The 24165-nt window shown below is 74.6% G+C and carries 18 protein-coding genes; 6 read left to right on the top strand and 12 right to left on the bottom strand.

The genetic code is table 11. The features are described from left to right. Nucleotides 1–62: 62 nt before the first annotated feature. A complete protein-coding gene (locus tag ACZ64A_RS20100; protein ID WP_469811775.1) occupies nucleotides 63–533 on the top strand; it encodes a hypothetical protein in 471 nt (156 codons plus the stop codon). A gap of 100 nt (nucleotides 534–633) precedes the next feature. Here the strand turns inward: ACZ64A_RS20100 and purH are convergent, their stop codons facing one another. Both purH and purN read right to left on the bottom strand, forming a co-directional pair. Next, a complete protein-coding gene (purH, locus tag ACZ64A_RS20095; RefSeq protein ID WP_469811774.1) occupies nucleotides 634–2199 on the bottom strand; it encodes a bifunctional phosphoribosylaminoimidazolecarboxamide formyltransferase/IMP cyclohydrolase in 1566 nt (521 codons plus the stop codon). After that, the gene (gene purN / locus ACZ64A_RS20090) at nucleotides 2196–2825 is read right to left on the bottom strand and encodes a phosphoribosylglycinamide formyltransferase (RefSeq protein ID WP_469811773.1); all 630 of its coding nucleotides are present in this window, start codon (nucleotides 2823–2825) and stop codon (nucleotides 2196–2198) included. The genes purH and purN overlap by 4 nt, the downstream gene beginning before the upstream one ends. Before the next feature lie 330 nt (nucleotides 2826–3155). Here purN and ACZ64A_RS20085 point away from each other — a divergent pair, with 330 nt between their 5' ends. Further along, complete coding sequence (locus ACZ64A_RS20085) at nucleotides 3156–3992, top strand: hypothetical protein (protein ID WP_469811771.1); 837 nt, start codon at nucleotides 3156–3158, stop codon at nucleotides 3990–3992. A 9-nt stretch (nucleotides 3993–4001) separates the two neighbouring features. Here ACZ64A_RS20085 and ACZ64A_RS20080 read toward each other — a convergent pair whose 3' ends face one another. Then, a complete protein-coding gene (locus tag ACZ64A_RS20080; protein ID WP_469811770.1) occupies nucleotides 4002–6035 on the bottom strand; it encodes a cell division protein PerM in 2034 nt (677 codons plus the stop codon). Nucleotides 6036–6131: 96 nt separating this feature from the next. On the opposite strand from ACZ64A_RS20080, the gene ACZ64A_RS20075 reads away from it, so the two are divergent. Beyond that, nucleotides 6132–7211, top strand: a complete 1080-nt coding sequence (locus ACZ64A_RS20075; protein ID WP_469811768.1) for a helix-turn-helix domain-containing protein — start codon at nucleotides 6132–6134, stop codon at nucleotides 7209–7211. A 291-nt stretch (nucleotides 7212–7502) separates the two neighbouring features. On the opposite strand, the gene sucD is transcribed toward ACZ64A_RS20075, so the two are convergent. The 8 genes from sucD to ACZ64A_RS20035 form a co-directional block, all read right to left on the bottom strand. After that, entirely contained in the window at nucleotides 7503–8387 is an 885-nt protein-coding gene (sucD, locus tag ACZ64A_RS20070) for a succinate--CoA ligase subunit alpha (RefSeq protein WP_103786589.1), read from the bottom strand. Between the two features lie 21 nt (nucleotides 8388–8408). Continuing rightward, nucleotides 8409–9590 (bottom strand): ADP-forming succinate--CoA ligase subunit beta, encoded by a 1182-nt coding sequence (sucC, locus tag ACZ64A_RS20065; protein ID WP_469811767.1) that lies wholly within the window; start codon nucleotides 9588–9590, stop codon nucleotides 8409–8411. Between the two features lie 958 nt (nucleotides 9591–10548). Beyond that, a complete protein-coding gene (locus ACZ64A_RS20060) occupies nucleotides 10549–12243 on the bottom strand; it encodes a hypothetical protein (protein WP_469811766.1) in 1695 nt (564 codons plus the stop codon). Between the two features lie 202 nt (nucleotides 12244–12445). Then, nucleotides 12446–13105, bottom strand: a complete 660-nt coding sequence (locus ACZ64A_RS20055) for a hypothetical protein (protein ID WP_469811765.1) — start codon at nucleotides 13103–13105, stop codon at nucleotides 12446–12448. Between the two features lie 417 nt (nucleotides 13106–13522). Continuing rightward, on the bottom strand, nucleotides 13523–14668 hold the full coding sequence (locus tag ACZ64A_RS20050) for a VWA domain-containing protein (RefSeq protein ID WP_469811912.1): 1146 nt from the start codon (nucleotides 14666–14668) through the stop codon (nucleotides 13523–13525). A 77-nt stretch (nucleotides 14669–14745) separates the two neighbouring features. Further along, nucleotides 14746–17313 carry a DUF5682 family protein gene (locus tag ACZ64A_RS20045; protein ID WP_469811763.1) on the bottom strand — a complete coding sequence of 856 codons (2568 nt, stop codon included), beginning with the start codon at nucleotides 17311–17313 and terminating at the stop codon, nucleotides 14746–14748. Nucleotides 17314–17385: 72 nt separating this feature from the next. Continuing rightward, a complete protein-coding gene (locus ACZ64A_RS20040; protein ID WP_469811762.1) occupies nucleotides 17386–17523 on the bottom strand; it encodes a hypothetical protein in 138 nt (45 codons plus the stop codon). Then, complete coding sequence (locus tag ACZ64A_RS20035) at nucleotides 17520–18638, bottom strand: ATP-binding protein (RefSeq protein ID WP_469811761.1); 1119 nt, start codon at nucleotides 18636–18638, stop codon at nucleotides 17520–17522. The genes ACZ64A_RS20040 and ACZ64A_RS20035 overlap by 4 nt, the downstream gene beginning before the upstream one ends. A 134-nt stretch (nucleotides 18639–18772) precedes the next feature. Here ACZ64A_RS20035 and ACZ64A_RS20030 point away from each other — a divergent pair, with 134 nt between their 5' ends. Together ACZ64A_RS20030 and ACZ64A_RS20025 are read left to right on the top strand one after the other, a co-directional pair. Further along, the gene (locus ACZ64A_RS20030; RefSeq protein WP_469811759.1) at nucleotides 18773–20119 is read left to right on the top strand and encodes an SWIM zinc finger family protein; all 1347 of its coding nucleotides are present in this window, start codon (nucleotides 18773–18775) and stop codon (nucleotides 20117–20119) included. A gap of 26 nt (nucleotides 20120–20145) precedes the next feature. Next, nucleotides 20146–21774, top strand: a complete 1629-nt coding sequence (locus tag ACZ64A_RS20025; RefSeq protein WP_469811758.1) for a DUF5691 domain-containing protein — start codon at nucleotides 20146–20148, stop codon at nucleotides 21772–21774. Between the two features lie 388 nt (nucleotides 21775–22162). Here ACZ64A_RS20025 and ACZ64A_RS20020 read toward each other — a convergent pair whose 3' ends face one another. Further along, nucleotides 22163–22579: a cobalamin B12-binding domain-containing protein gene (locus tag ACZ64A_RS20020; RefSeq protein WP_469811757.1), complete on the bottom strand. Its 417-nt coding sequence runs from the start codon at nucleotides 22577–22579 to the stop codon at nucleotides 22163–22165. A 420-nt stretch (nucleotides 22580–22999) separates the two neighbouring features. On the opposite strand from ACZ64A_RS20020, the gene ACZ64A_RS20015 reads away from it, so the two are divergent. Then, nucleotides 23000–23932 carry an esterase/lipase family protein gene (locus ACZ64A_RS20015; protein ID WP_469811756.1) on the top strand — a complete coding sequence of 311 codons (933 nt, stop codon included), beginning with the start codon at nucleotides 23000–23002 and terminating at the stop codon, nucleotides 23930–23932. Nucleotides 23933–24165: the final 233 nt, after the last annotated feature.

Raw genomic sequence — 24165 nt, 5'->3', positions numbered from 1 at the left:
CGGTGGGACCACTCCGCCACCGGCGGAGCGACCACACCGTTCGTCTCTCAGGGGGAACGCACGTGAACCTCGTCAAGCCCGCCGCGCTGCTCGTCGCGGCCACCGCACTCGTCGCCGGCTCCACGGCCGCGGCCACCGCCGCAGACCCCGCCGGCACCCGGGTGACCTCGCTCCAGCAGACGGCCGACCAGGTGCTCGCCGGGCACCCGAAGCCGCTGAAGGTCACCGCCGACCAGGTCCGCTACGACGGCCTGACCGTCACCGCCGCACCCCGGGGCAGGGCCGCGCTCAAGGACCTGGCCTGCGACTACGGCCACCTGTGCATGGTGGTCAAGGGCACCAAGTTCGACTTCTACAAGTGCCAGACCTGGAACGTCACCAACTGGACCGGCGACGGCCCGTTCACCAACAACCAGACCCCGGGCACGGTCGCCCGGTTCTTCAACCAGGACGGCAGCGTCCGCTGGACCTCGACGGCCTACCAGGCGGGCACCGCCACCTGGGACCCGATCTGGTCGCTGCGCCCCTGCTGATCCACGACGGCCGACGGCCTCCGGCCCCCTCGGGGGAGGGCCGGAGGCCGTCGGTCCGTCCGTGACGGCCCGTCAGGCTGCGGTCAGGAACGCGGAGTTGTCAGTGGAAGAAGTGGCGCGTGCCGGTGAAGTACATGGTCACGCCGGCCTTCTTCGCCGCTTCCACGACCTGCTCGTCGCGGATGGACCCGCCGGGCTGGACGATGGCCCGCACCCCGGCGTCGATGAGGATCTGCGGTCCGTCCGGGAACGGGAAGAACGCGTCCGAGGCCGCGAACGAACCCCGGGCCCGCTCCTCGCCGGCCCGCTCGACGGCGAGCTTGCAGGAGTCGACGCGGTTGACCTGGCCCATGCCGACGCCGACGGAGGCGCCGTCCTTGGCGAGCAGGATCGCGTTGGACTTCACCGCGCGGCACGCCTTCCAGGCGAACGCGAGCTGCTGGAGCTCCTCGGAGGAGAGCGCCTCGCCGCTGGCCAGCGTCCAGTTGGCCGGGTCGTCGCCGTCGGCCTGGAGGCGGTCGGCGACCTGGAGCAGGGCGCCGCCGTCGATCGGCTTGACCTCGACCGGGTGGGCCGGGCCGCCGTCGGCGCAGCGCAGCACGCGGATGTTCTTCTTCTTGGTGAGGGCCTCCAGCGCGCCGTCCTCGTAGTCCGGGGCCACGATGACCTCGGTGAAGATCTCGGCGACCTGCTCGGCCATCTCCTTGCTGACCGGCCGGTTCACGGCGATGACGCCGCCGTACGCGGAGACCGGGTCGCAGGCGTGCGCCTTGCGGTGCGCCTCGGCGACGTCCGCGCCGATCGCGATGCCGCAGGGGTTGGCGTGCTTGATGATCGCGACGCAGGGCTCGGCGTGGTCGTACGCGGCACGGCGGGCGGCGTCCGTGTCCGTGTAGTTGTTGTACGACATCTCCTTGCCGTGCAGCTGCTCGGCCGCCGCGAGACCGCCCTCGCCGGAGACGTACAGGGCGGCGGGCTGGTGCGGGTTCTCGCCGTAGCGCAGGGTGTGGGCGCGCTGCAGCGACGAGGCGATGAAGTCGGGGAACTGCGACTCGTCGGCCGGGGCGTAGGCGGAGGCGAACCAGGAGGAGACGGCGATGTCGTACTCCGCCGTGTGCCGGAAGGCCTCCGCGGCCAGGCGCTTGCGGGCGGCGAGGTCGAAGCCGCCGTCCTTGACCGCGGCGAGGACGTCGCCGTAGCGGGCCGGGCTGGTGACGACCGCGACGGAGGGGTGGTTCTTGGCGGCGGCGCGGACCATGGAGGGACCGCCGATGTCGATCTGCTCCACGCACTCGTCGGCCGAGGCGCCCGAGGCGACGGTCTCGCGGAACGGGTAGAGGTTGACGACGACGAGGTCGAACGGCTCCACGCCCAGCTCGGCGAGCTGCTCGCGGTGGCTGTCCAGGCGCAGGTCGGCGAGGATGCCGGCGTGCACGCGCGGGTGCAGGGTCTTGACCCGGCCGTCCAGGCACTCGGGGAAGCCGGTCAGCTCCTCGACCTTGGTGACGGGGACGCCGGCGGCGGCGATCCGGCCGGCCGTGGAGCCGGTGGAGACCAGCTCGACGCCTGCCTCGTGCAGCCCGCGGGCCAGCTCCTCCAGGCCGGTCTTGTCGTAGACGCTGACGAGCGCCCGGCGAAGGGGCCGCTTGTTGCTCTCGGCGGTCACTGGATAACTACCTTTCGTCCCTCAATGCGATAGCCGTTGCGGGCGAGCCGCCCCACGACCTCGACGAGCAGCCTTCGCTCGACTTCCTTGATGCGCTCGTGCAGCGCGCTCTCGTCGTCCTCGTCCCGGATCTCCACCACGCCCTGCGCGATGATCGGCCCGGTGTCGACGCCGTCGTCGACGAAGTGGACGGTGCAGCCGGTGACCCGGGCGCCGTACGCGAGCGCGTCGCGCACGCCGTGGGCGCCGGGAAAACTGGGGAGCAGGGCGGGGTGGGTGTTGACGAACCGCCCGCCGAACCGGGCCAGGAACTCCTTGCCCACGATCTTCATGAACCCGGCGGAGACGACGAGGTCGGGCTCGTATGCGGCGACCGCCTCGGCGAGCGCGGCGTCCCACTCCTCGCGGGTGGCGTGGTCCTTGACCTTGACGACGAAGGCCGGCAGTCCGGCCCGCTCGGCCCGGGCGAGCCCCTCGATGCCGTCCCGGTCGGCGCCGACGGCCACGATCTCGGCTCCGTACGCCTCGGGCCCGACGGCGGCGATCTCGTCCAGCAGCGCCTGCAGATTGGTGCCGGAGCCGGAGACCAGCACGACGAGGCGCTTGGCCACGGAGTTGGCGGCCACGGTGGGGCCCTTTCTCGGGGGAGCGACGGTGCGCGGCCGGCCCGTCCATCCGCACTTGTTCGTTCGTACGAATGCTTCGCGCCCCGGGATACGGGGAAGTCTACGAAGCGGCCGACCGTCAGCAACGATACCGGCACACGGGAAGGCCCCCACGGGACGGGGGCGGGGCCTGCGGGTAGCGTCTGGGACGAACCTACTCGGGAACGCGGTGGACGCGCGGTGCGTTTCCGGGGTGGAAGCCCATGTGGGAGCCCTCGCCGGAGCAGCGCGGGGGTACCTCGCGGGCGACCGTCGGACAGCCGTAGTCACCTAGGGGAAGACGCTCTCTTGATGCCGGACCGCAGCCTGCGACTCCTCACGTTCCCACCGCACCCGGCCCGCACGGGCCAGACAGGGGAGCGTGGCACCGTGCTGCTGCGGGAGCGGCCCACGTCCCCGCCCGAGGCGCCCGACGGCGGCAGCGGACAGAGGCGTGACGGACAGGGGCGCGGCGGACAGGGGCGCGGCGGACAGGGGCGCGGCGGACAGGGCCGCGAGGACGACAACCCCTTCGCGCCGCCGCCGGAGGGCACCCCGGACCGCCCGTGGCAGCCGCGCCACCCGGCGGGCGGGCACGAAGGCGGCAACGGCGACGGGCAGGGCGGTGACGGGCAGGGCGGCGGCTCGCCCTGGGGCCGGTGGAGCGACCGGCAGCCCGACCGCTCCTCCGGCGGCTTCGGCGAGCGGCCCGGTGGCGGCCCCGAGAGACCGGCCGGCGGCGGTGACGGCAACGGTCCCGCGACGCGCTGGGACCCCAGCGACCCGGTGCAGCGCCGGGCCCGGTACTCGCTGCTGGCCGGCATGTGGGCCTTCTTCTTCGCCCTCTTCGGCTGGCCCTACGTGGCCCTGCTGCTCGGCGCGCCCGCCCTGTACTGGGGCATCAGCGGCCTGCGCGGCAGAACCCGTTCCGGTGCCTCCGACGCAGGCGGCCGCCCGCAGACCACGGCCGCGGTGAGCGGCCTCGTCACGGCGTCCCTCGCCCTCGCCCTGGTCGCCGCCGGGTTCGCCTCGCAGCTCGTCTACCGCGACTACTACACGTGCACCGGCGACGCCCTGACCAACGAGGCGAAGCAGTCCTGCAAGCAGCTGCTGCCGTCGGAGCTGCGCGGGTTCCTGGGCGAGGGCTGACGGCCGGATCTACGGCGCGGGTGCCTCCGGCGGGGGCGGGGGCGTCTCGGCGGGGGGTCCCGCCGGCGCCTCCGCGTCCGTCGTCCCCGGCGCTGCCGCCGGTGACGCGGTGAAGGTGCTGGGCGGCGCGGGTCGGTCGGCGTTGTCGTCGGGCTTGTGGTCGGGCCTGTCGTCGCGCTTGCCGTCGGACTTGTCGTCGCCGTTGTGGTCGGGCCTGTCGTCGCCCTTGTGGCCGGGCTTGTCCTGTGGCGCAGTGCCTGGTGCTGTGCCCGGGCCGGGGGTGACGCCGGGGGTCTTGCCCGCGGCGGGCGGGGCGCCGGCCGCCTTGGCCGGTGCACCCCCGGTGGGCGGGGCGCCCGGGGCCTTGCCCTGCGTGGCTGTGGTGGTGCCGTATCCCGGGCCGGGGAGTGTCGTCGCGTTGTCCACGCCGTACGCCGTGTAGGGGTCGTCCGCGGGGTCCTCGCGGTCGTAGCGGGCGAAGGGGTCCTTCGGGGTCGCGAGGTCGTAGATCTCCGGCTCCGGCTGCGCGGGACGGCCGGTGGAGGGCTGCCGGCCGGCCGGCCGCCGTCGCCACGGCAGCCAGCCGCGGGAGCGCCGGTTGGCGCCGGTCCCGGCCGGCGCCGGGACCGGCTCGGAGCGCGGGACGCCGATCCTCGGCCGTACCGGCGTGACGGAAAGGTCGTCGCGATCAGTCGCCGTGGCAGCGGTCCGCGTGCCGCCGGCACCCGTCCTGCGCGAACGGCCGCGCCAGGCGCGCCGGGCCAGGGCCACCGGGATCGCCGCGACGGCGATCCACAGCACGGTCGCCGCGCCCACCTGCCACCCCACCGGACCGAACCGCGAGAGCGCGGCGACTCCGAGCGGACCGCCCGCCAGCGCCGCGAGCCCGGCGAGCAGCGCCCCGCACAGCACGGACGCGAGAGCGGCGGCCCCCGCCGTCCGGCCCGGTGACCACACCCCGCCCGGCAGCGCGGCCCGGGTGGTGCCGGTCGCCGCGACCGCGAGGAACCAGCCCACCGTCACGCCGGCCGCCAGCGGCACCGCCGCCGTGGCCCAGTGCAGCGGGGTACCGGGCCCGCCCGCGGGCACCGCGGCCAGCAGCGGGAACGGCGGCAGCAGCGGGGCCGGGTCGGAGTGGAGCGGGCTCGTGAGATGCCCGACGGACAGGCTGAAACCGGGGCCGAGGGCGTAGGCGGCGGCCCACACCGCCGCGTTCGGCACCAGCACCAGGCACAGCAGCAGCACCGCGAACCGGCCCGACCAGCCCTCCGTCAGCTGCAGGAACGAACCGCGGGCCGCCCCGCTGTGCCACACCAGCGATACGGCCACCAGCAGCGCCCCGCCCCCGAACAGCACCGCCGCACCGGCGCACGCTGCGCGCGCGGCCGCACCCAGCCGGGCCCGTCCCTGCGTGCCGAGCAGCAGCCGCCGCACCGGGCCCGGGAGCAGCACCAGCACGCTGTCGACGGGCCCGCGGGGATGGCCGTGCGCCGTCCACACCCCCGCGCCGGCCGCCGTGACGACGAGGAGCGGCAGCATGGCGGGCCCCGGCCAGGTCCACGACGGCCGCAGTTCCCCGCGCGAGGACACGTACAGCAGGGCCGCCGCGGCGACGCCGAGGTAGCCGACGACGACACCGGTGAAGGCGGTGCGGCCGGTGACCGGCGGCACGCCGTCCTGGCCGTAGACGGCGTCGCGGGCGGCCCTGTGCACCAGCCAGACGGGTACGGCCATGAGCAGTAACGGCGTCACCCCGACGGGGGCGGGCACGCCGGTGAGGGTGTCGGTGCGGACGAGTTCGGTGCCGTGCCCGAGGACCCACAGGGCGGCCGCGATGTGCAGGGCGCCGCCGGGTCCGCTGTCCGGGTAGGGCGAGCTGATCCACAGCGACATCACGAGCACGGCGAGCGAGCCGAGGCCCAGGCCGGCGGCGACCGCGCCGCCCAGCAGGCTCGCGGCCAGCCCGGACGAGCGGCGGGGCCTGCGGCGGAGCAGGCGCGGCAACGGCGTTCGGCGGTCGGTCATCTGGATCACGACCGCCATGGTCCCAACGACACGCGCTTTCCCGGCGTAACAGGCGAAGCTCCGTTGTGTCGCTCAATATACGTTTATGTTCTTTTTCGCACGAAGGGGTGTCCGGTGACGCAGAGCCCTGCCAGCCCGCTGCCCCCGCCGAAGGAACGCCGACGCCTGCGGGAGGCCGCCTCGCTGACGCAGGCTCAGCTCGCCGCACGGCTGGGCGTGTCCAAAGGCGCGGTGCGCGCCTGGGAGTCCGGCCGTAGGGCTCCCCGCGGCCCGGAACGCGAGGCGTACGTGACGTTGCTGGCGTCACTGGAGTCGCGCACCCGGACCGTGACGGAACGTCAGGAACAGGAGGCGGGCGCCGGGGCCGCGGGCCCGCTCGGGGCCGAGGGCACCGGCTCGCTGACGCCCGCTCAGGCCTTCGACGCGCTGTACGCCTTCTGCGCACCGGCGCTCGCCCGGCAGGCGTATCTGCTCACCGGCCGGCGGGAGCTGGCCCGGGAGTCCGTGGAGCGGGCCTTCCAACGGGCCTGGGAGCGCTGGCCCGAGGTGGCCCGGGACCGGGACCCGGCCGGCTGGGTGCGCATGGCGGTGTACGAGTACGCGCTCTCCCCGTGGCACCGGTTCCGCCCCCGCTACCGCCACCCCGAACCCCCGCCGGCCGCCCCGGCCGACCGCGCGCTGATGGACGTACTGCTCAAGCTGCCGCCGTCGTACCGGCGCACCCTGCTGCTCTACGACGGCGTCGGGCTCGGGCTGCCCGAGACGGCGGCGGAGACGGAGGCGAGCACACCCGCGACCGCGTACCGGCTGATGCACGCGCGTGAGGCGATCACCGCGAGGCTGCCGGACCTGGGCGATCCGGACGCGCTGCACCGGCGGCTTGCGGAGGTGGCCGCGGTGGAGCGGCTGCGCGCTCCGCGGCCGACGGCGGTGCGCTCCGGGGGCGAACGCCGGGCGCGCTTCTGGACCCGGGCGGCGATCGCGTTCACGGTCGCGATCATCGGGGCGACGGCGCTCACGCTCCGCTCGGCTCCGACGCAGTACGAGCCGCCGGTGCCGCCCGGGGAGGCGGTGCGCGGGGTGCCGCCCAAGGCTGCGCCGGGGCCGCTGTCGGAGGCGGAGGTGGAGCTGCGGGCGAAGCTGCGGGGCTCCGCCGAGAGCGGGCCTGCCCGGCTGGCACCGTCGGCCTGGTGAGGGTGCGGGTCGCGACGCCGGGGGGGCGTCGTCTTCCTGGTGCGGTTCCGCCGCGGGGGGGTGTGTTCTGGTGCGGGTTCCGCCGCGGGGGGCGGTCGTGTTCTGGTGCGGGTTCCGCCGCCGGGGGTCGTGTTCCTGGTGCGGGTCCGTGGGGGCCGGTCGCGCAGTTCCCCGCGCCCCTGGGTCGGCTGCGGTCCCGTCGGCACCACGGCCCCGTCGGCGCCGCGGGCGTGAACGCCGGCAGGCCCGCCCCCAGCCGAGGGGACGGGCCTGCCTACGGTGCCTCGGAACTCAGCCGGCCAGGATCTCGCGGGCGAGCTTGGCCGTCTCGGTCGGCGTCTTGCCGACCTTGACGCCGGCGGCCTCGAGGGCCTCCTTCTTGGCCTGTGCGGTGCCAGAAGAGCCGGAGACGATCGCGCCGGCGTGGCCCATGGTCTTGCCCTCGGGCGCGGTGAAGCCCGCGACGTAGCCGACGACCGGCTTGGTCACGTTCTCCTTGATGAAGGCCGCGGCCCGCTCCTCGGCGTCGCCGCCGATCTCGCCGATCATGACGATCAGGTCGGTGTCGGGGTCGTCCTGGAAGGCCTTCAGGGCGTCGATGTGGGTGGTGCCGATGATCGGGTCACCGCCGATGCCGACGCAGGTCGAGAAGCCGATGTCACGCAGCTCGTACATCATCTGGTACGTCAGCGTGCCGGACTTCGACACCAGGCCGATGCGGCCCGGCTTGGTGATGTCGGCCGGGATGATGCCGGCGTTCGACTGACCGGGGGTGATCAGACCGGGGCAGTTCGGGCCGATGATCCGGGTCTTGTTGCCCTTCTTGCCGGCGTACGCCCAGAAGGACGCCGTGTCGTGCACGGCGACGCCCTCGGTGATGACGACGGCCAGCGGGATCTCGGCGTCGATGGCCTCGACGACCGCGTCCTTGGTGAACTTCTCCGGGACGAAGATGACCGTGACGTCGGCGCCGGTCTTCTCGATGGCCTCCTTGACGGAGCCGAAGACCGGGACCTCGGTGCCGTCGAAGTCGACCGTGGTGCCGGCCTTGCGCGGGTTCACGCCGCCGACGATGTTGGTGCCCGACGCCAGCATGCGCTTGGTGTGCTTCTGGCCCTCGGAGCCGGTCATGCCCTGGACGATGACCTTGGATTCCTTGGTGAGGAAGATAGCCATGGTGTTCTGTGACCTCGTCCCTTACTTCGCGGCAGCAGCCAGCTCGGCGGCCTTGTCGGCCGCGCCGTCCATGGTGTCCACACGCTGCACGAGCGGGTGGTTGCGGTCGTCCAGGATCTGGCGGCCCAGCTCGGCGTTGTTGCCGTCGAGACGGACGACCAGCGGCTTGGTGACCTCTTCGCCCTTGCTCTCGAGGAGCTCCAGGGCCTGCACGATGCCGTTGGCGACGGCGTCACAGGCGGTGATGCCGCCGAAGACGTTGACGAAGACGGACTTGACGTCCGGGTCGCCCAGGATGATCTCCAGGCCGTTCGCCATCACCTCGGCGGAGGCGCCGCCACCGATGTCGAGGAAGTTGGCGGGCTTGACACCCTTGTGGTTCTCACCGGCGTACGCGACGACGTCGAGGGTGCTCATCACGAGACCCGCGCCGTTGCCGATGATGCCGACCTCGCCGTCGAGCTTGACGTAGTTGAGGTTCTTCTCCTTGGCAGCCGCCTCGAGCGGGTTGGCGGCGGCCTTGTCGTGGAGCTCCTCGAAGTCCGGGTGACGGAACTCGGCGTTGTCGTCCAGGGAGACCTTGCCGTCGAGGGCGATGACCTCACCGGAGGCGACCTTGGCCAGCGGGTTGACCTCGACCAGGAGGGCGTCCTCCTTGACGAAGACGTCCCACAGCTTGACGAGGACGTTCACGACCTTGTCGGCGACCTCGGCCGGGAACTTGGCGGCCTCGACGATCTCGCGGGCCTTGGCCTCGTCCACACCGTCGATGGCGTCGATGTCGATCTTCGCGACGGCCTCGGGGCGGGTGGCCGCCACCTCCTCGATCTCCATGCCGCCCTCGACGGACGCGATGGAGAGGAAGGTGCGGTTGGCACGGTCCAGGAGGAAGGAGACGTAGTACTCCTCCAGGATCTCCGGAGCCGTCTCGGCGATCATGACCTTGTGGACCGTGTGGCCCTTGATGTCCATGCCGAGGATGTTGGTCGCGTGCTCGACCGCCTCGTCGACGGTGCCGGCGAGCTTGACGCCGCCGGCCTTGCCGCGGCCGCCGACCTTCACCTGGGCCTTGACGACGGACTTGCCACCGAGGCGCTCAGTGGCTGCGCGGGCCGCCTCAGGCGTGTCGATGACTTCACCGGCCAGCACCGGTACATCGTGCTTGGCGAAGAGGTCCCTCGCCTGGTACTCGAACAGGTCCACGCGCTTCCGTCCCTATCGTGATCTCGCGGTTCGTTGGATGCGTGGGCGTGCCGCGAAGGGCAACGTGACGTCCGCTTGTCACAAGGGAGGCGCACACGGTGTCCGAGCGCGCGGCATGTCCGTCTCGCAGGTTATCCCCGCTCGCGTTTCGGCTCTAAATCGGAGGTCACACCTGAGCGGTGATACCCGTCACATGATGCCGCGCCTCACGGCACCGCGTGCCATGGGGTGCGGGGCCTCACCGGGCTGGGGTTGACCCGGTGAGGCCCTTGAGCAGCCCCGGGGCCCCGGCCCTGCGGCCGGGTGCGGGGCGTGAGGCCGGACGGTCCCCACCCCAATGGGGACCGTCCGGCCCCCTTACCGCGGGGGTCCCACCGGACGGGCCGACGGCTTTCGGCCATCCGGGTCCGTCGCCCCCACGGAGCCGTTGATCCACGAGCGCCGGACGAACCGTCACGCCGGCCGGCACGCGCCCCCTCGCCGGGGCCGCGAGGCGGCACGGAGCGCCGGTCCGCGACGCGGCACGGTGCGCCGGGCCCCAATCGGCCCCGCCGCCGGCCGGGGCCGCCTTGGCGGCCGCCGAGCGCGGGCCGCGCGGCGGACCGGAGCGCGGGCCGCGGTCCGGAGCGCCGGCCGCCGTGCGGCCCGGTGCGCGGGTCGCGTGGCGGCGCCGGTGTGCCGGTCCGCCTGCGGCCCGGAGTGCGGGTCGCCGAGCGCGGGCCGCCTGCGACCCGGCACGCCCGGTCGCCGTGCGGCCCAGGGCACAGGTCGCGTGGCGGACCGGCGCACCGGACCCGGTGCGGCCCGGCGCGCGGGTCGCCTGCGGCCGGTACGCCGGTCGCCGTGCCACCCGGAGCGCGGGTCGCGTGGCGGCGCGGTGCAGCGGTCGTGGGCGCGGTACCTGCCGCATGGATGCGGGCGGGCGCCTGCCCCCCGGGGGCGGCGGGGCGTCCGTTCCTCAGATGCGGCGCGGTGCCTGCTGCGCCGATACCCCGTGAATGTCATGGACATACCCGGGAGTGACGGACCGCGCCACTCCCCCGGCTCCCTGCGCCGCGTGACCGGCCAGCGGAACGCCGGTGTCCCGCACGGTCCCCGACAGGTCCTGCGCGAAGGGCGCGACCTCGCCCGTCACGCCGTACGCCAAGTCACCCGCCTGCCCGGTCACGCCGCCCGCGAACGCCACGGCGTCACCCCCGACGCCGTACGCCGCCCCGGTGACGCTGTCCGCCACCCCGTCCGCGACCGGCCGGACGACGTCCACGACGGGCTGCGCCGCGCCCGTGACCCCGGCGGCCAGGGTCGGCACCCGTCCGGTGACGCCCTGCGCGAAGTCACCCGCCTGCCCGGTCACGCCGTACGCCTGCGCCGGCACCTGCCCGGCGACCCGGCCCGCGAACGGCGTGACGTCGCCCTCGGCGCCGTACGCCAGCGCCCCCGCGTCCGTGACGGCCTGCCCGGCGACCGGTACCGCACCGTGTACGGCGTTGTGTGCCACCGGCGGCAGCACGGCGTCCACGGCGCCCCCGGTCACCTGCCCGACGAGCCCGGTGGCGTACGCCGGCACGCCACCGGCGACGGGGTACGCGTCCGCCACGGCCTGCCCTGCCGTCCCGGTCACCCCCTGCGCCGCGTGACGGGCGACCGGCGTCACGCCGTACACCGCCTCGGTGACGACCCCGGCGGTTCCGTGGACGGCATCGAAGGCGAGCGGCGTCGCACCCGTCACCACCCGGTCCGCCAGCGGCACGGCACCGTCGACGGCCGCGCCCGCCACCGGCGGCAGCGCCTCGGCCGCCGTCTCCCGCACCGCCGGCGTCACCGTCCCGGGCACCTCGGCGACCGTGCCGACCACCCGCTGCTCCACCCCGTCGACCGCACCGGTGACATGACCGGGGACGGCGGAGACGGAGGCCAGGGCGGCGGCCCGGACGTCCCCGGGCTCGCGCTGCGCGGCGGCCGAGCCCCGGTCCGCGCCGGCCACGGTCTGCCCGGCCGTCGTCCGTACGACGCCGTCGACGCCCTGCGCCCGGCCGTGCGCCGTCGTCTGCACGTCCTGGAGCCTGGTCTGCGCGGCGGCCAGCGCCTGCTCCAGCTCGGGAGCGAAGGCGGCGAGGGGACCGAAGAGGTAGTCGATGCCGCCCTGCGGGGTGTGCGGCAGCCCGTCGGCGGCGTGCGCGGCGGTGTGCGCTGCCGTGGTGTGCGCGGCGTGCGCCGTGTGCGCCGCCTGGGCGGCGTGGGCGCCTGCGACGGCCTGAGCGGCGTGCAGCCGGGGGGCGTGCGGGGCGCCGACCTCGGCGTCGACGTAGTGGCGGGCGTGGTCGGCGGCGGACGCGGGCGCCTGTGCCGCGCCGCCGAGGAGGCCGGTCGCCGAGGACGTCGCCCGGGTGGTGGCCGGAGCGGTCGTGCCGGTGACCGTGGCGGCGTCCTGCACGGTGCCGGTCAGCGAGGAGACCGTGTCGTGCGAGGTGGCCAGGACCGTGCCGACGGTGTCCGTGACCGCGCCGAGCGTGTCCCCGGTGTCGGCCGTGGCGTCCGGGGCGGACACCGACGGCACGGGCAGTTCGTCGGCGCTGGCCACGGCCGAGCCGAGCGCCCAGGCACCGGTGACACCGGCGGCTATCACGATGGAACGGCGGATGTTCTTGTTCATGCGTGCGTCAGATCCTTCAGGTTCTTGGGGCGGCGCGGCCACGCATCTCCGGGTCGCTTGGCCGGGAGACGGGTCGCGCCGGGGGTGAGGCTTGGGGTTCGGGATCCTCCGTCGGCACCGCCGCGCAGGGCGGCGCGGTGCGGAGGAGCGGGCAGACCTGTTCCGCCCCCGCGCGGCAGGTCCACTGCGGGGGAAGGTGTGCCTAGGCGGGGAAGACGGGGATGTCCCGGTACCTGTCCTGGATCCGAGGTGCGTCGCCCTGGGCCACGACCCCGGCCCGCACCGGCAACGGCAGCCGGTGGCGCGGCGTGACGGCGTGCGCGTCGCCATGGCCGGGCGTACCGCCACCGGCGGCCGAACCGCCCGTCACGGCACCGCCCTGACCCTCCCCGGGCCCCTGCGGCAGGGTGTCGCGGGAGGGGCGAGCGGAGGGGGCGTGCGGAGCGGAGAAGGGGTGAGCAGCGCGGCGCGCCTGGGGCTGCGCAGACGCAGCCGGCGGGCCGTAGGGATGGGCGTGGAACGCTGTACCGCCGGCGGCCCGCACCGGTCCGGCCGTCGCGGCTGCCGCACTGTGACCGGCCGAGCCACCGCCGTCCCCGTGGACACCGCCCCCGTGAACACCGAGCGCGCAGGCCACGGGCAACCGCGGGGCAGCGGGCAGGACCGGCAGCGACGGCGTCTGCGGCAACGCGTGCGGGGCCGGGAGCGTGGGGGGCGCCGACAGCGTGAGCGGCGCCGGGAGCGGCCTGGCTGCCTGGAGCGGCTGCGGGGCCGGCAGCGACGGTACGGGCGCCTTGTCGCCGATGGCCGCCGTCACGACGTCTCGCGGCTCACCGATGGGCCGCACTGCGCGTACGTCCACGGACGTGAGCACCTGACGGGCGGCCGCGTGCGGCGGCGACGGAGTTGACGGCGTTGACGAAGTTGACGGCGTTGAGGGAGTCGACGGCGTTTCCGCCGCGGCGCCCGCCACCGGGGCCCCGCTCTGCGTCAGAGGCGCCGTCGGCACCGGCTCCGCCGCCTGCGCACGCTGCCCGCAGAGCAGCCCGAGCACGAACAACCCGCCCAGCAGCAGCGCCGCCTGAAGCGCGCGCCGCCCGGCCACCGTACGCATGACGCGCACAGCGGCAGTGGGGAAGGCGGGCTGCAGGAGCAAGAGGTGCGGGGTCCTCCCGTGCGGACGGTACGGCGGACGAGCCGTGACTCACAGGGCGTACGGCCTCGGGCATACGCGGCACCGATCCTCGCATGCGACGCCCGAGGTTGCGCAAGCCCCCCGTTACCGATGGGTAGTCATGTCCGGTATGGGCAACGGCCGCTTCTCGATCGCCGCCGCCATCACCTCCGGGAACAGGTCGGGCGTACAGGCGAACGCCGGCGCCCCCAACGCCGCGAGCGCGGCCGCGTGTTCCCGGTCGTACGCGGGCGCCCCCTCGTCCGACAGCGCGAGCAGCGCCACGAACTGCACCCCCGACGCCTTCATCGCCGCGACCCGCTTCAGCATCTCGTCGCGTATGCCGCCCTCGTACAGATCGCTGATCAGGACGACCACCGTCTCCGCCGGCCGGGTGATCCGCGACTGGCAGTAGGCGAGCGCCCGGTTGATGTCCGTACCGCCGCCCAACTGCGTGCCGAACAGCACGTCCACCGGGTCGTCCAGTTGGTCCGTGAGGTCGGCGACCGCCGTGTCGAAGACGACGAGCCGGGTGCTGATCGACCGCATCGAGGCCAGCACCGCGCCGAAGACGGAGGCGTGGACGACGGACGCCGCCATCGAACCGGACTGGTCGACGCACAGCACGACGTCCTTCTTCACGGACTGCGAGGTCCGGCCGTACCCGATGAGCCGCTCCGGCACGACCGTCCGCTGCTCCGGCAGGTAGTGCTTGAGGTTGGCCGCGATGGTCCGGTTCCAGTCGATGTCGTGGTGGCGCGGCCGGTGGACGCGGGCACTGCGGTCCAGGGCGCCGGTGAGGGCGGCCCGGGTACGGCCGGCGAGCCGCTTCTCCAGCTCGTCCACGACCTTGCGCACCACCGTCCGCGCGGTCTCCTTCGTGGTCTCCGGCATCGCCTTGTTCAGCGACAGCAGCGTGCCGACCAGGTGCACGTCGGCCTCCACCGCCTCGAGCATCTCCGGCTCCAGCAGCAGCGTCGACAGATCGAGCCGGTCGATGGCGTCACGCTGCATGACCTGGACGACGGAGGAGGGGAAGTAGGTGCGGATGTCCCCGAGCCAGCGCGCCACGGACGGCGCCGACGCACCCAGGCCCGCCGCACGGTCCCCCCTCTTGTGCGCCTTGTCCTCCTTGCCGTACAGCGCGGTGAGCGCCCCGTCCATCGCCGCGTCCCGGCCGGACAGTGCGCATCCGGTGCCGTCCGCGGCGTCCCCGCCGAGCACCAGCCGCCAGCGCCGCAGCCGTTCCATGGTGCTGCGTTCCGTCGTGTCCCGTTCCGCCCCGTCCCGCTCCGTCGTGTCCCGCCCCGTCATGTCCCGCTCCCTGGTCATGCGCCCACCTCCGCAAGGTCGTTGACGGCTGTCGTCTCCCCGTCGCCGTCCAGGCCCAGCAACAGCCGCACCACGGGCAGCACCGCGTCCGCCCGCTCGGCGTCCAGGCCGGGCCCGAAGCCGGGCACCCCCTCGGCGACGACGGCGTCTCTCCCCCGCTCCCGCGGCCCCCGCCGCACCAGCTCGCCGAGCGTTCTCCTCACCCCCGGCTCGTACGCCGCGAACGTCCGCCGCAGCAGGGGCAGCACGTCCGTGAACGCCTCCGCGGGCACCCCGGTCAGCCAGCCGTCCACCAGGGCGAGCAGCCGCTCGTCGTGCACGAGCAGCATTCCGCCTCCCCCACCCCCGACGAAGCCCTCGATCCACGCGGCCGCATCGGCGGGCGGCGTACCCGGCGACAGGGCGAGCCCCATCAGCCGGGCCGCCTCGTCCTGGTCCAGCGCGCCGTCGTCCAGCAGCAGCCGCGCCGCACGCCCCCGGATCACCCCGGGCACGGTGTCCCGCCCCGACAACACCCTCAGCACGCCCTGCCAGCGGACACGCAGCTCGCGACGACGGCCGGGCGGACCGCTCGGCGGTGCCGGGGCGACCTGCGTCACCGTGGCGTCGCCCAGCAGCCCCACCGCCCCGTGCACCGCGTCGACATGGCGCCGCATCTCGGCGGCGGCGTCCGCGTCGAGCGCGGCGCAGGCCGGGGGAAGCCCGACGAAGATGCGCTCGGCGAGTCCGGTGGCGACCTCCGCGAGCGCGTCGGTGTCCGTGCCCCGCACGTCCCCGTAGCGCAGGGAACGGACCAGCGCGGGCAGGGCCTGCGCCAGATGCCCGACGTCGGTGTCGAGCGCCGCCCGGTCGGCGAGGACCCGCATCACGGCGGGGAGCGCGTCGCCGAGCTCCGCGAGGAGGCACTGCTCGGCCAGCGCGGTCACCTCCGCCAGGGCCTGCGCGGCGAGCGCGTCCGCCTCGGCCTTGCCGGTGGCCGCGGCGAGCACGGTCGTGCCCCACACCCCGGCTTCCGCGACCCGCACGGACAGCTCCGGCTCCCAGCGAAGCCGCCAGGTCTCCCGGAACGTCCCCGTGCTGCCGCGTGAGGCGACCGGCTCGCCCCATGCGATCCGCAGCAGCCGCAGCCGGTGCAGCAGCCGGCTGCGCTCGGCGTCCGTCTCCTTGCGCAGGTCGAGCTCCAGTTCCCGTTCCGCCGCTTCCGGCTTGAGCCGCAGCCGCCGCTGCAGCCGCTCCAGATCCCGCTGCAACGGCACGGCCGGCGCCGTCTGAGGCACCTCGCCCAGCGCGTCCCCGACCACCAACCGGTCGTGCACCAGGGCGAGCGGCACATCCGAGCCGTCGCACATCACGGCCCGTACGGCGTCGGTCGTCTCGCCGAGCCCGGGCAGCGGGCGTCCGCGTACCGCCGCGAGCGTCTCGGCGAGCCGCACCGCCTCGATGACGTGCGCGGCGGAGACGATGCGGTCCTCCGCCCGCAGCAGCCCGGCCACCTTGGTCATCCACCGCTCGACGGGCCGGTCGGGCGCGCCGAAGAGATGCGCGTACCAGCCCGGCGAGTCGATCCCGGCGCCGTATCCGCCGGCCCGCGAGAGCCTGCGATACGTCCACGGCACCCACGTCAGCTCCGCCTTGACCTTCGGCAGGCCCTTGAGCAGCGCCCGGTCGGCCGTGACCGTCGTGCGCCGCCGCAGCGCCGGCACATGCCAGGCACCGCACACCACGGCCACGTCGTCGCCGAACTCCTTGTGCGCCGACCGGAGCTGGAGGCGCATATGGGCCTCACGCACGAGATCCCGGTCGTGTCCCCCGCTGCCGTAGGTCTCCCGCAGTACCGCCATCGCCTCCTCGAGCACGGTGAACGGCGCGAACGGGTCCCGCCGCCCCGGCCCCCGGTGCTCGACGACGTCCTCCCACCAGCGCTCCGGATCGTCGTAACCGGCGACCTCGGCGAGCACGGCGAGCGGATCGACCCGCACCCCGGCCACGAGCCCACCCGGCAGACCCCCGCCCCGCCCGGCCCGGCCCCGTCCGGCCCCGCCCGGCTCGGCCCCAGCGGACTCGGTTCCATCCCGCTCGGTGCCGCCTGGCACGGCCCCGGCCGGCTCGGCCCCGACGGGCTCGACGCCACCGGGCTCGGCCCCGCCCGGCCCAGCCCCCTCCGGCAGGGGCTGATCGGGCCGGCCCCCTTCGCCCTCGTCCCTCTCCCACGCCAGGGAGTGGGTGGCCGGCAGGTCGATGAAGCGGGCCGGGACATCGTGGGCCAGCGCCCAGCGGATCGCGACCCACTCCGGGGAGAACTCGGCGAACGGCCAGAAGGAGGAGCGGCCGGGCTCGTCCACCGCGTGGGCCAGCAGCGCCACGGGCGGCCGCATGTCCGCGTCGGCGGCCAGCGGGACGAGGGCGTCGGCCTCTGGCGGCCCCTCGATCAGCACCGCCCGCGGCCGCGCCGCGTCGAGCGCCGCCCGCACCGCCCGGGCCGACCCGGGCCCGTGGTGCCGCACCCCGAGCAGCAGCGGCCCCGGGCCCGGCCACCCGCCCCGGCCCGCCTCACCGTCCGTCATCGCATCCCCCTCACCTGCACGGCACCTGTCCTCATCCGCGTGAGCACCACGGGTCGTGGTCCCCGCGCTCCCCTACAACGCCGTCTCCGGCGCGCACGCCTTGCCCTGGGAGCCGCCATTGCCCCCGGCCCCACCGCTCCCGGAGGAGCCGCCGGTCCCGTCGCGGCCGGCGGACCGGCCCCAGCCGAGGTCGTCGTCCCCACGCGTCATGCGCTCACCTCCCGGCAGGCCCGGTAGAAGTCGGTCCAGCCGTCGCGCTCACGGACCACCGCCTCCAGGTACTCCTGCCACACGACCCGGTCGGCGGCCGGGTCACGGACGACGGCGCCGAGGATGCCGGCGGCCACGTCGCCCGCCCGCAGGACGCCGTCGCCGAAGTGGGCGGCCAGGGCGAGACCGCCCGTCACCACGGATATCGCCTCCGCCGTCGAGAGCGTCCCGCTGGGCGACTTGACCTTGGTGCGTCCGTCGGCGGTGACACCGTCGCGCAGCTCGCGGAAGACGGTGACGACACGGCGGATCTCGTCGATGCCGTCCGGCGCGGCCGGCAGGTCGAGGGAGCGGCCGATCTGGTCGACGCGCCGCGAGACGATGTCCACCTCGGCCTCGACGCTCTCCGGCAGCGGCAGCACGACCGTGTTGAAGCGGCGGCGCAGCGCGCTGGAGAGGTCGTTGACCCCGCGGTCGCGGTCGTTGGCGGTGGCGATCAGGTTGAAGCCGCGGACCGCCTGCACCTCCTGGCCCAGCTCCGGTATCGGCAGGGTCTTCTCCGACAGGATCGTGATCAGCGTGTCCTGTACGTCGGCCGGGATACGGGTGAGTTCCTCGACGCGGGCGGTCATGCCCTCGGCCATGGCGCGCATCACCGGGCTGGGCACGAGGGCGTCCCGGCTGGGGCCGTGGGCGAGCAGCTGGGCGTAGTTCCAGCCGTAGCGGATGGCTTCCTCGGGGGTGCCTGCGGTGCCCTGCACGAGCAGGGTGGAGTCGCCGCTGACGGCCGCCGCCAGGTGTTCGGAGACCCAGGTCTTCGCTGTGCCGGGCACGCCGAGCAGGAGCAGGGCGCGGTCGGTGGCGAGTGTGGTGACGGCGACCTCGACGATACGGCGCGGTCCCACGTACTTGGGTGTGATCACCGTGCCGTCGGGCAGGGTGCCGCCGAGCAGGTAGGTCGCCACCGCCCACGGTGACAGCTTCCAGCGCTGCGGGCGCGGGCGGTCGTCCTGCGCGGCGAGCGCGGCGAGTTCGTGCGCGTAAGCGACCTCGGCGTGCGGTCGCAGCACGTCCTCCGGTCGCTTCCCGGTCGGTTGGTCCACGGTCACAGGCATGGCGAAGTCCCCCTCCAGCTGGGCCGGTCGGTGATCTGGCGACCACCGTGCACCACACCACTGACAACGCGTTCCGACCTGCGCAAACGCGCTCGCCGGACCGATTGTCAGTGGGGGGACCTACCGTCGACGACATGACTGAGCAGGGGGTGCGCTGGAGTGCGGACCGGGTGCTGGCACTGGCACCTGACGCCGCGTCGCGCAAGGCGGGGAGCAGGCTCGGCGTGGCCGGGCCGTGGTCGGAGGCGGGCAGTTCCGGCGAGGGGACGGTGTGGGGGCTGTGCGGGGGCAGCGGCAGCGCGCCGTACCGGACGGTGGTGGACGTCGCGGATGTCTCCGGGCCCGCGTATGCGTGCAGTTGTCCGAGCCGGAAGCTCCCGTGCAAGCACGTGGTCGGGCTGTTGCTGCTCTGGTCGGGGGACGAGGAGACCGTGCCTCTGCGAGAGCCGCCGGTGTGGGTGGCGGAGTGGAGAGAGGGGAGCCGGAAGCGGGCCGCGGAGCAGGGGGCGGTGGGTTCCGCGTCTTCCGCCGCCGATCCGGAGGCGGCCCGGCGGCGGGCCGAGCGCCGGGCCGAGCGGATCACCGCGGGAGCCACGGAGCTGGAGCAGCGCCTGGCCGACCTGCTGCGCTCGGGCCTGGCCACGGCCGAGCAGCCGGGGTACGCGATGTGGGAGGAGACAGCGGCCCGGATGGTCGACGCGCAGGCGCCGGGGCTGGCCGCGCGGCTCCGGGAGCTGGGTGCCGTACCCGGCTCCGGCCCGGGCTGGCCGGTGCGGCTGCTGGAGGAGTGTGCCCTGGTGCACCTCCTGGACCAGGGGTGGTTGCACCGCGAGCGGCTGCCGGAGGGCCTGGCGGCGACCGTCCGCTCCCGGGTGGGCCTGCCGGTGGCGCCGGACGGGCCTGCGGTGCGCGACCAGTGGCTGGTCCTCGCGCAGTACGACACGGGGGACGCGAAGCTGACGACCCGCCGGACATGGCTGCACGGCGTCGCCTCGGACCGTACGGCGCTGGTGCTGTCCTACGGTGCCGCCGGCCGCGCCCCGGAGCTGTCCCTGCCGGTCGGCCTGGCGCTGGACGCGGAGGTGATCACGTATCCGGGGGGCGGCCGGCAGCGGGTGGCGCTGGGCGAGCAGTTCGCCGCGCCCGCGCCGACGGCCGCGCGGCCCAAGGGGGTGACGGTCGCGCAGGCGACGGCCCGCTACGGCGAGGCCCTGCGGGACGATCCGTGGCTGGAGTCCGTGCCGGTGACGCTGGAGTCGGTGATACCGACGCCCTGCGAGGACACGTGGCAGCTCGCGGACGCCGACGGTGACGGCGCGTTGCCGCTCACCCCGTCCGCGGTGGCCCGCGCCGGCCTGTGGCGGCTCGTGGCCCTCTCCGGCGGCGACCCGGTCACCGTCTTCGGTGAGTGCGGCCACCGCGGCTTCACCCCGCTCACCGCATGGCCCCAAGGCCCCGGTGAGGCGGTGCCCCTGTGCTGAGTACGGCTGCCACCGAAAGGACGCGCATGAACTCGACCCCGGTTTCCGGCACCCGGTCGGCCCGGACCGCGCCCGGTGCCTGGGAGGACCTGGTCACGGCGGCGCTGCTCGGCACGGACCGGCGTACTCCACCGGCGCCGGCCGGCGGCCGCGCGGCCCCGTTGGCGCTGCTGGACGCGGCGGCCGAGGCGACCGTCCGCCGCCGTGCCGGGCTGCGGCCGGCCCCGGCCGCGCCCCGGCCCGCGCCGGCCCCCGCCGATCCGCGCCCCCCTCTGCCCGCGGCGGCCGCCCGCAGACTCGGCATGCTGCTGGCCGACCGCCCCGGCACGGCCACCGGCCGCAGAGGCACGACACCGGATCTGATGGAGCTCTTGCCGCAGTGGCTGGCCGTGGCGAACGCCCGTGGCTGGGCGCCGCCGCCCCAGGCGCTGCCCGCACTGCTGGACGCGGCGCGCGGCCGGACGGATCTGCGGCCCGCGGTGCTGGAGTTCGCCGGGCCGCGTGCGCTGTGGCTGGCCCGGCTCAACCCCGACTGGCGGTTCGCCCTGCGGGCCGCACCCGGCGGTGGCACGGCACTGCCGGATCCGGGTCGGCGGGAGGAGATCGAGCGGCTGTGGCAGGAGGGGCTGTTCGCCGAACGGGTCGCCCTGCTCTCGGCGCTGCGCGCCCGCGATCCCGAGGCGGGCCGCGCGCTGCTGACGGCGACCTGGGCCACGGAGCGCGCCGAGGACCGGCTGATGTTCCTCGACTCGCTGCGCACGGGCCTCGGCCCGGACGACGAGCCGTTCCTGGAGCAGGCCCTCGCCGACCGCAGCCGTAATGTGCGGACCACGGCGGCGGAGCTTCTGTCCGCGCTGCCCATGTCGGCGCTGGCCGCCCGGATGGCGGTGCGCGCCGGCGCGTGCGTGGCCCTGGACCGCACACGCGCGACACCCACGATCGTCGTGGAAGCGCCCCACGAGTGCGACCCGGGCATGGAACGCGACGGCGTGCAGTCTACGGCGCCGACCGGGCGGGGTGAACGCTCCTGGTGGCTGGGCCAGTTGGTGGAGTCCGCGCCGCTGAGCACCTGGCCCGGGCGGCTGGGCGGGCGCACACCGAGAGAGATCGTGGCGCTGCCGGTCTCCGACGACTGGCAGGGCGAGCTGCACGCGGCCTGGTGCCGGGCGGCGGTCCGGCAGCGGGACGGCGACTGGGCGCGTGCGCTGCTCGGCGAGCCGTCGGCGCCCGAGGCGGGCGGTCCGGGCGCGGTCTCCCTGGCCGAGCGGGCCAAGCTGCTCGGCACGCTCCGGCCCGCCGAACGGGCCGAGTGGGTCGCCGGATTCATCGCGGCGCACGGTCTGTCCGAGGCGTTCCAGCTGCTCGGTGTGTGCGCGGTGCCGTGGGCCGCGCCGCTCGGGCGCGCGGTGGTCGACGCGCTGAACATCGCTCGGGACGCGGGGAGTTACCCCTGGAGTTTCAGCGGGGTCATGGGCCTGGCCGAGCGCTGCCTGGATCCCGCGGAGGCCGGGCGGCTCGAGGGGCTGCTCGCGGTGCCGGACGAACCCGAGGACGCGTCACCGGGGGCCGGGGGCTACTGGGCGGAGGCCTTCCAGCGACTCATGACGACCCTGCGGCTGCGCGCGGCGATGCTGAGGGAACTGGAAGCCCCGTGACCACAAACAACGGCCGTGGCCGCAACGGCCGGCCGTGGCCGCAACGGCCGGCCGTGGCCGCAACGGCCGGCCGACCGGGCCGGACCGCGGACGACCCTGAACCGGAACACCGTCCGGCCGACCGCCCCGGCCGGAACCACGGACCGCCCCGGATCGCAACACGGACGGCCCCGGACCGTAACACGGACCGCAACACGGACGGCCCCGGATCGCAACACCGGCCACGCACCGTGACCGTGACAGCGGCCCACCACAACGACCGTGACAGCGGCCCACCACAACCGGGGGGCGGACAGCCGGGCCGGCACGAAGACGACCCCGGCCGCCCCGCCTCGCAGGCCCGGCCGACCGGCAAAGACTTCCTGCCGCGCTCCGGCCGCCCCGCGGCTCAGGCCTCGGCAGGCTGCCGTACGTTCGCGCGGACCCAGTCCACGATGGACTGCGTCGTCGCGCCCGGGGTGAAGATCTCCGCGACGCCCTTGTCCTTCAGCGGCGGGATGTCGGCCTCGGGGATGATCCCGCCGCCGAAGACCAGGATGTCCGCGGCGTCCCGCTGCTTGAGCAGGTCGATGACGGCCGCGAAGAGCGTGTTGTGCGCTCCGGACAGGATGGACAGACCGATCGCGTCGGCGTCCTCCTGGATCGCGGTGTCGACGATCTGCTCCGGGGTCTGGTGGAGCCCGGTGTAGATCACCTCCATGCCCGCGTCGCGCAGCGCACGCGCGATGACCTTGGCCCCGCGATCGTGGCCGTCGAGCCCCGGCTTCGCCACCACGACGCGGATCGGACCGGCTGCCACACCCATCACTGCCTCCATGAAGCGACTGCATCCATCCCTACCGACAAGGACTGCGGTACCCACACCGGCCGGGGGAGTGAACGAACGTTATCGCCAGCATCCCGCAACCGGCCGTTTCGCGGTGCACAGGGAGGGGGAAATCACACAGTGGGACATGTTCATCGCGCACGGTCCCCGGATTTCGGGAGCCATGCGCCGCACACTTCCGGGGCACTCGTACCCCAGAAGGAACACGCGCCACGGGAGCCGCTACGAGGTCGCCGTGTCAGCGCGCCGCAGGCCACGCGACGCGAGGGCACGGCGGTATCGACACAGGAGCACATCGCAGACGCCGCAGGACACGCCGTCGACGGCCTCGGCCCCGGCTTCCCACTAGGGCACAGGGAAGACAGAGAAGTCCTCCCAGGTGCCGACAGGAGGTCGGCCATGACGGTCACCAGGGTCCTCTACCCCTTTCTCCCCCTCTGTCAGCGCCTCCTGCCGAGCAGGCTGGCCGGGCTCTCGGCGGCCCTGCTGAAGGCGACCGCCCTGGAAGTCGCGATCCTCACCGGCCATCTCCTGCTCTATCCCTCCGGCATCGTGCAGGAGCGCCGCAGCCGCCCCCTGCCCGCCCCGCCCGTGCGCGGGCGAGGCGTCTCCCCCGCCGCCGTGCCCGGGCCCGCCGGCGACGACGTGACCTCCGAGGCCCCGGATCCGGCCCGGCTGCCGGTACCGGTCCAGCCGCCCGTGGTGCTGCTGCACGGCTTCATCGACAACCGGTCGGTGTTCGTGCTGCTGCGCCGCAATCTCGCCCAGCACGGCAGGCAGCGCGTCGAGTCACTGAACTACTCCCCGCTGACCTGCGACATCCGTATCGCGGCCGAACTGCTCGGCCGGCACATCGAGGAGATCTGCGAGCGCACGGGCAGTGACCGCGTGGACGTCGTCGGGCACAGTCTCGGCGGCCTGATCGCCCGGTACTACGTCCAGCGGCTCGGCGGCGACCACCGGGTGCGCACGCTGGTCACGCTGGGCACACCGCACTCCGGCACCCGGGTGGCACCGCTGGCCAATGCCCACCCGATCGTGCGCCAGATGCGGCCCGGTTCGCCGGTGCTCGAGGAGCTGGCCCAGCCGGCGCCCGGCTGCCGTACGCACTTCGTGAGCTTCTGGAGCGACCTGGACCATCTGATGGACCCGCTGGAGAGCGCCTGCATCGACCATCCCGACCTGCTGGCGCACAACGTCCGGGTGACCGGGATCGGCCATCTGGCCCTGCCGGTTCACCCGACCGTGGCGGCCGGCATACGGCAGGCGCTCGACGCGGAGCTCCCCGGAGCCGGCACCGGCACCCACGCGGGCGGCCTGACCGTCGCCTGACGTCGCAGGACGACCGCAGGACGTCCGGCTCATCCGACGATCCGGTCACACGGTGTGACCGGATCGCTCCGTTCCGGAACACCCCGCACGGCCCCGGCAAACGCCTCTACGGCAACACAAAGTCGAACAGTCATCGAACGCAAGGCCAAGCCCGGGTCTGCGACGGCCAAAAGACGGCCGAATGCCCGTTTCCTGCGCGCATGAAACCTGACGAAGATTGTCGCGCCCGCGTA

Source organism: Streptomyces sp. NPDC104814 (assembly GCF_055583185.1).
Note: the sequence above shows the minus strand (reverse complement) of the source record. Positions and strands in the feature narration are given on the sequence as shown.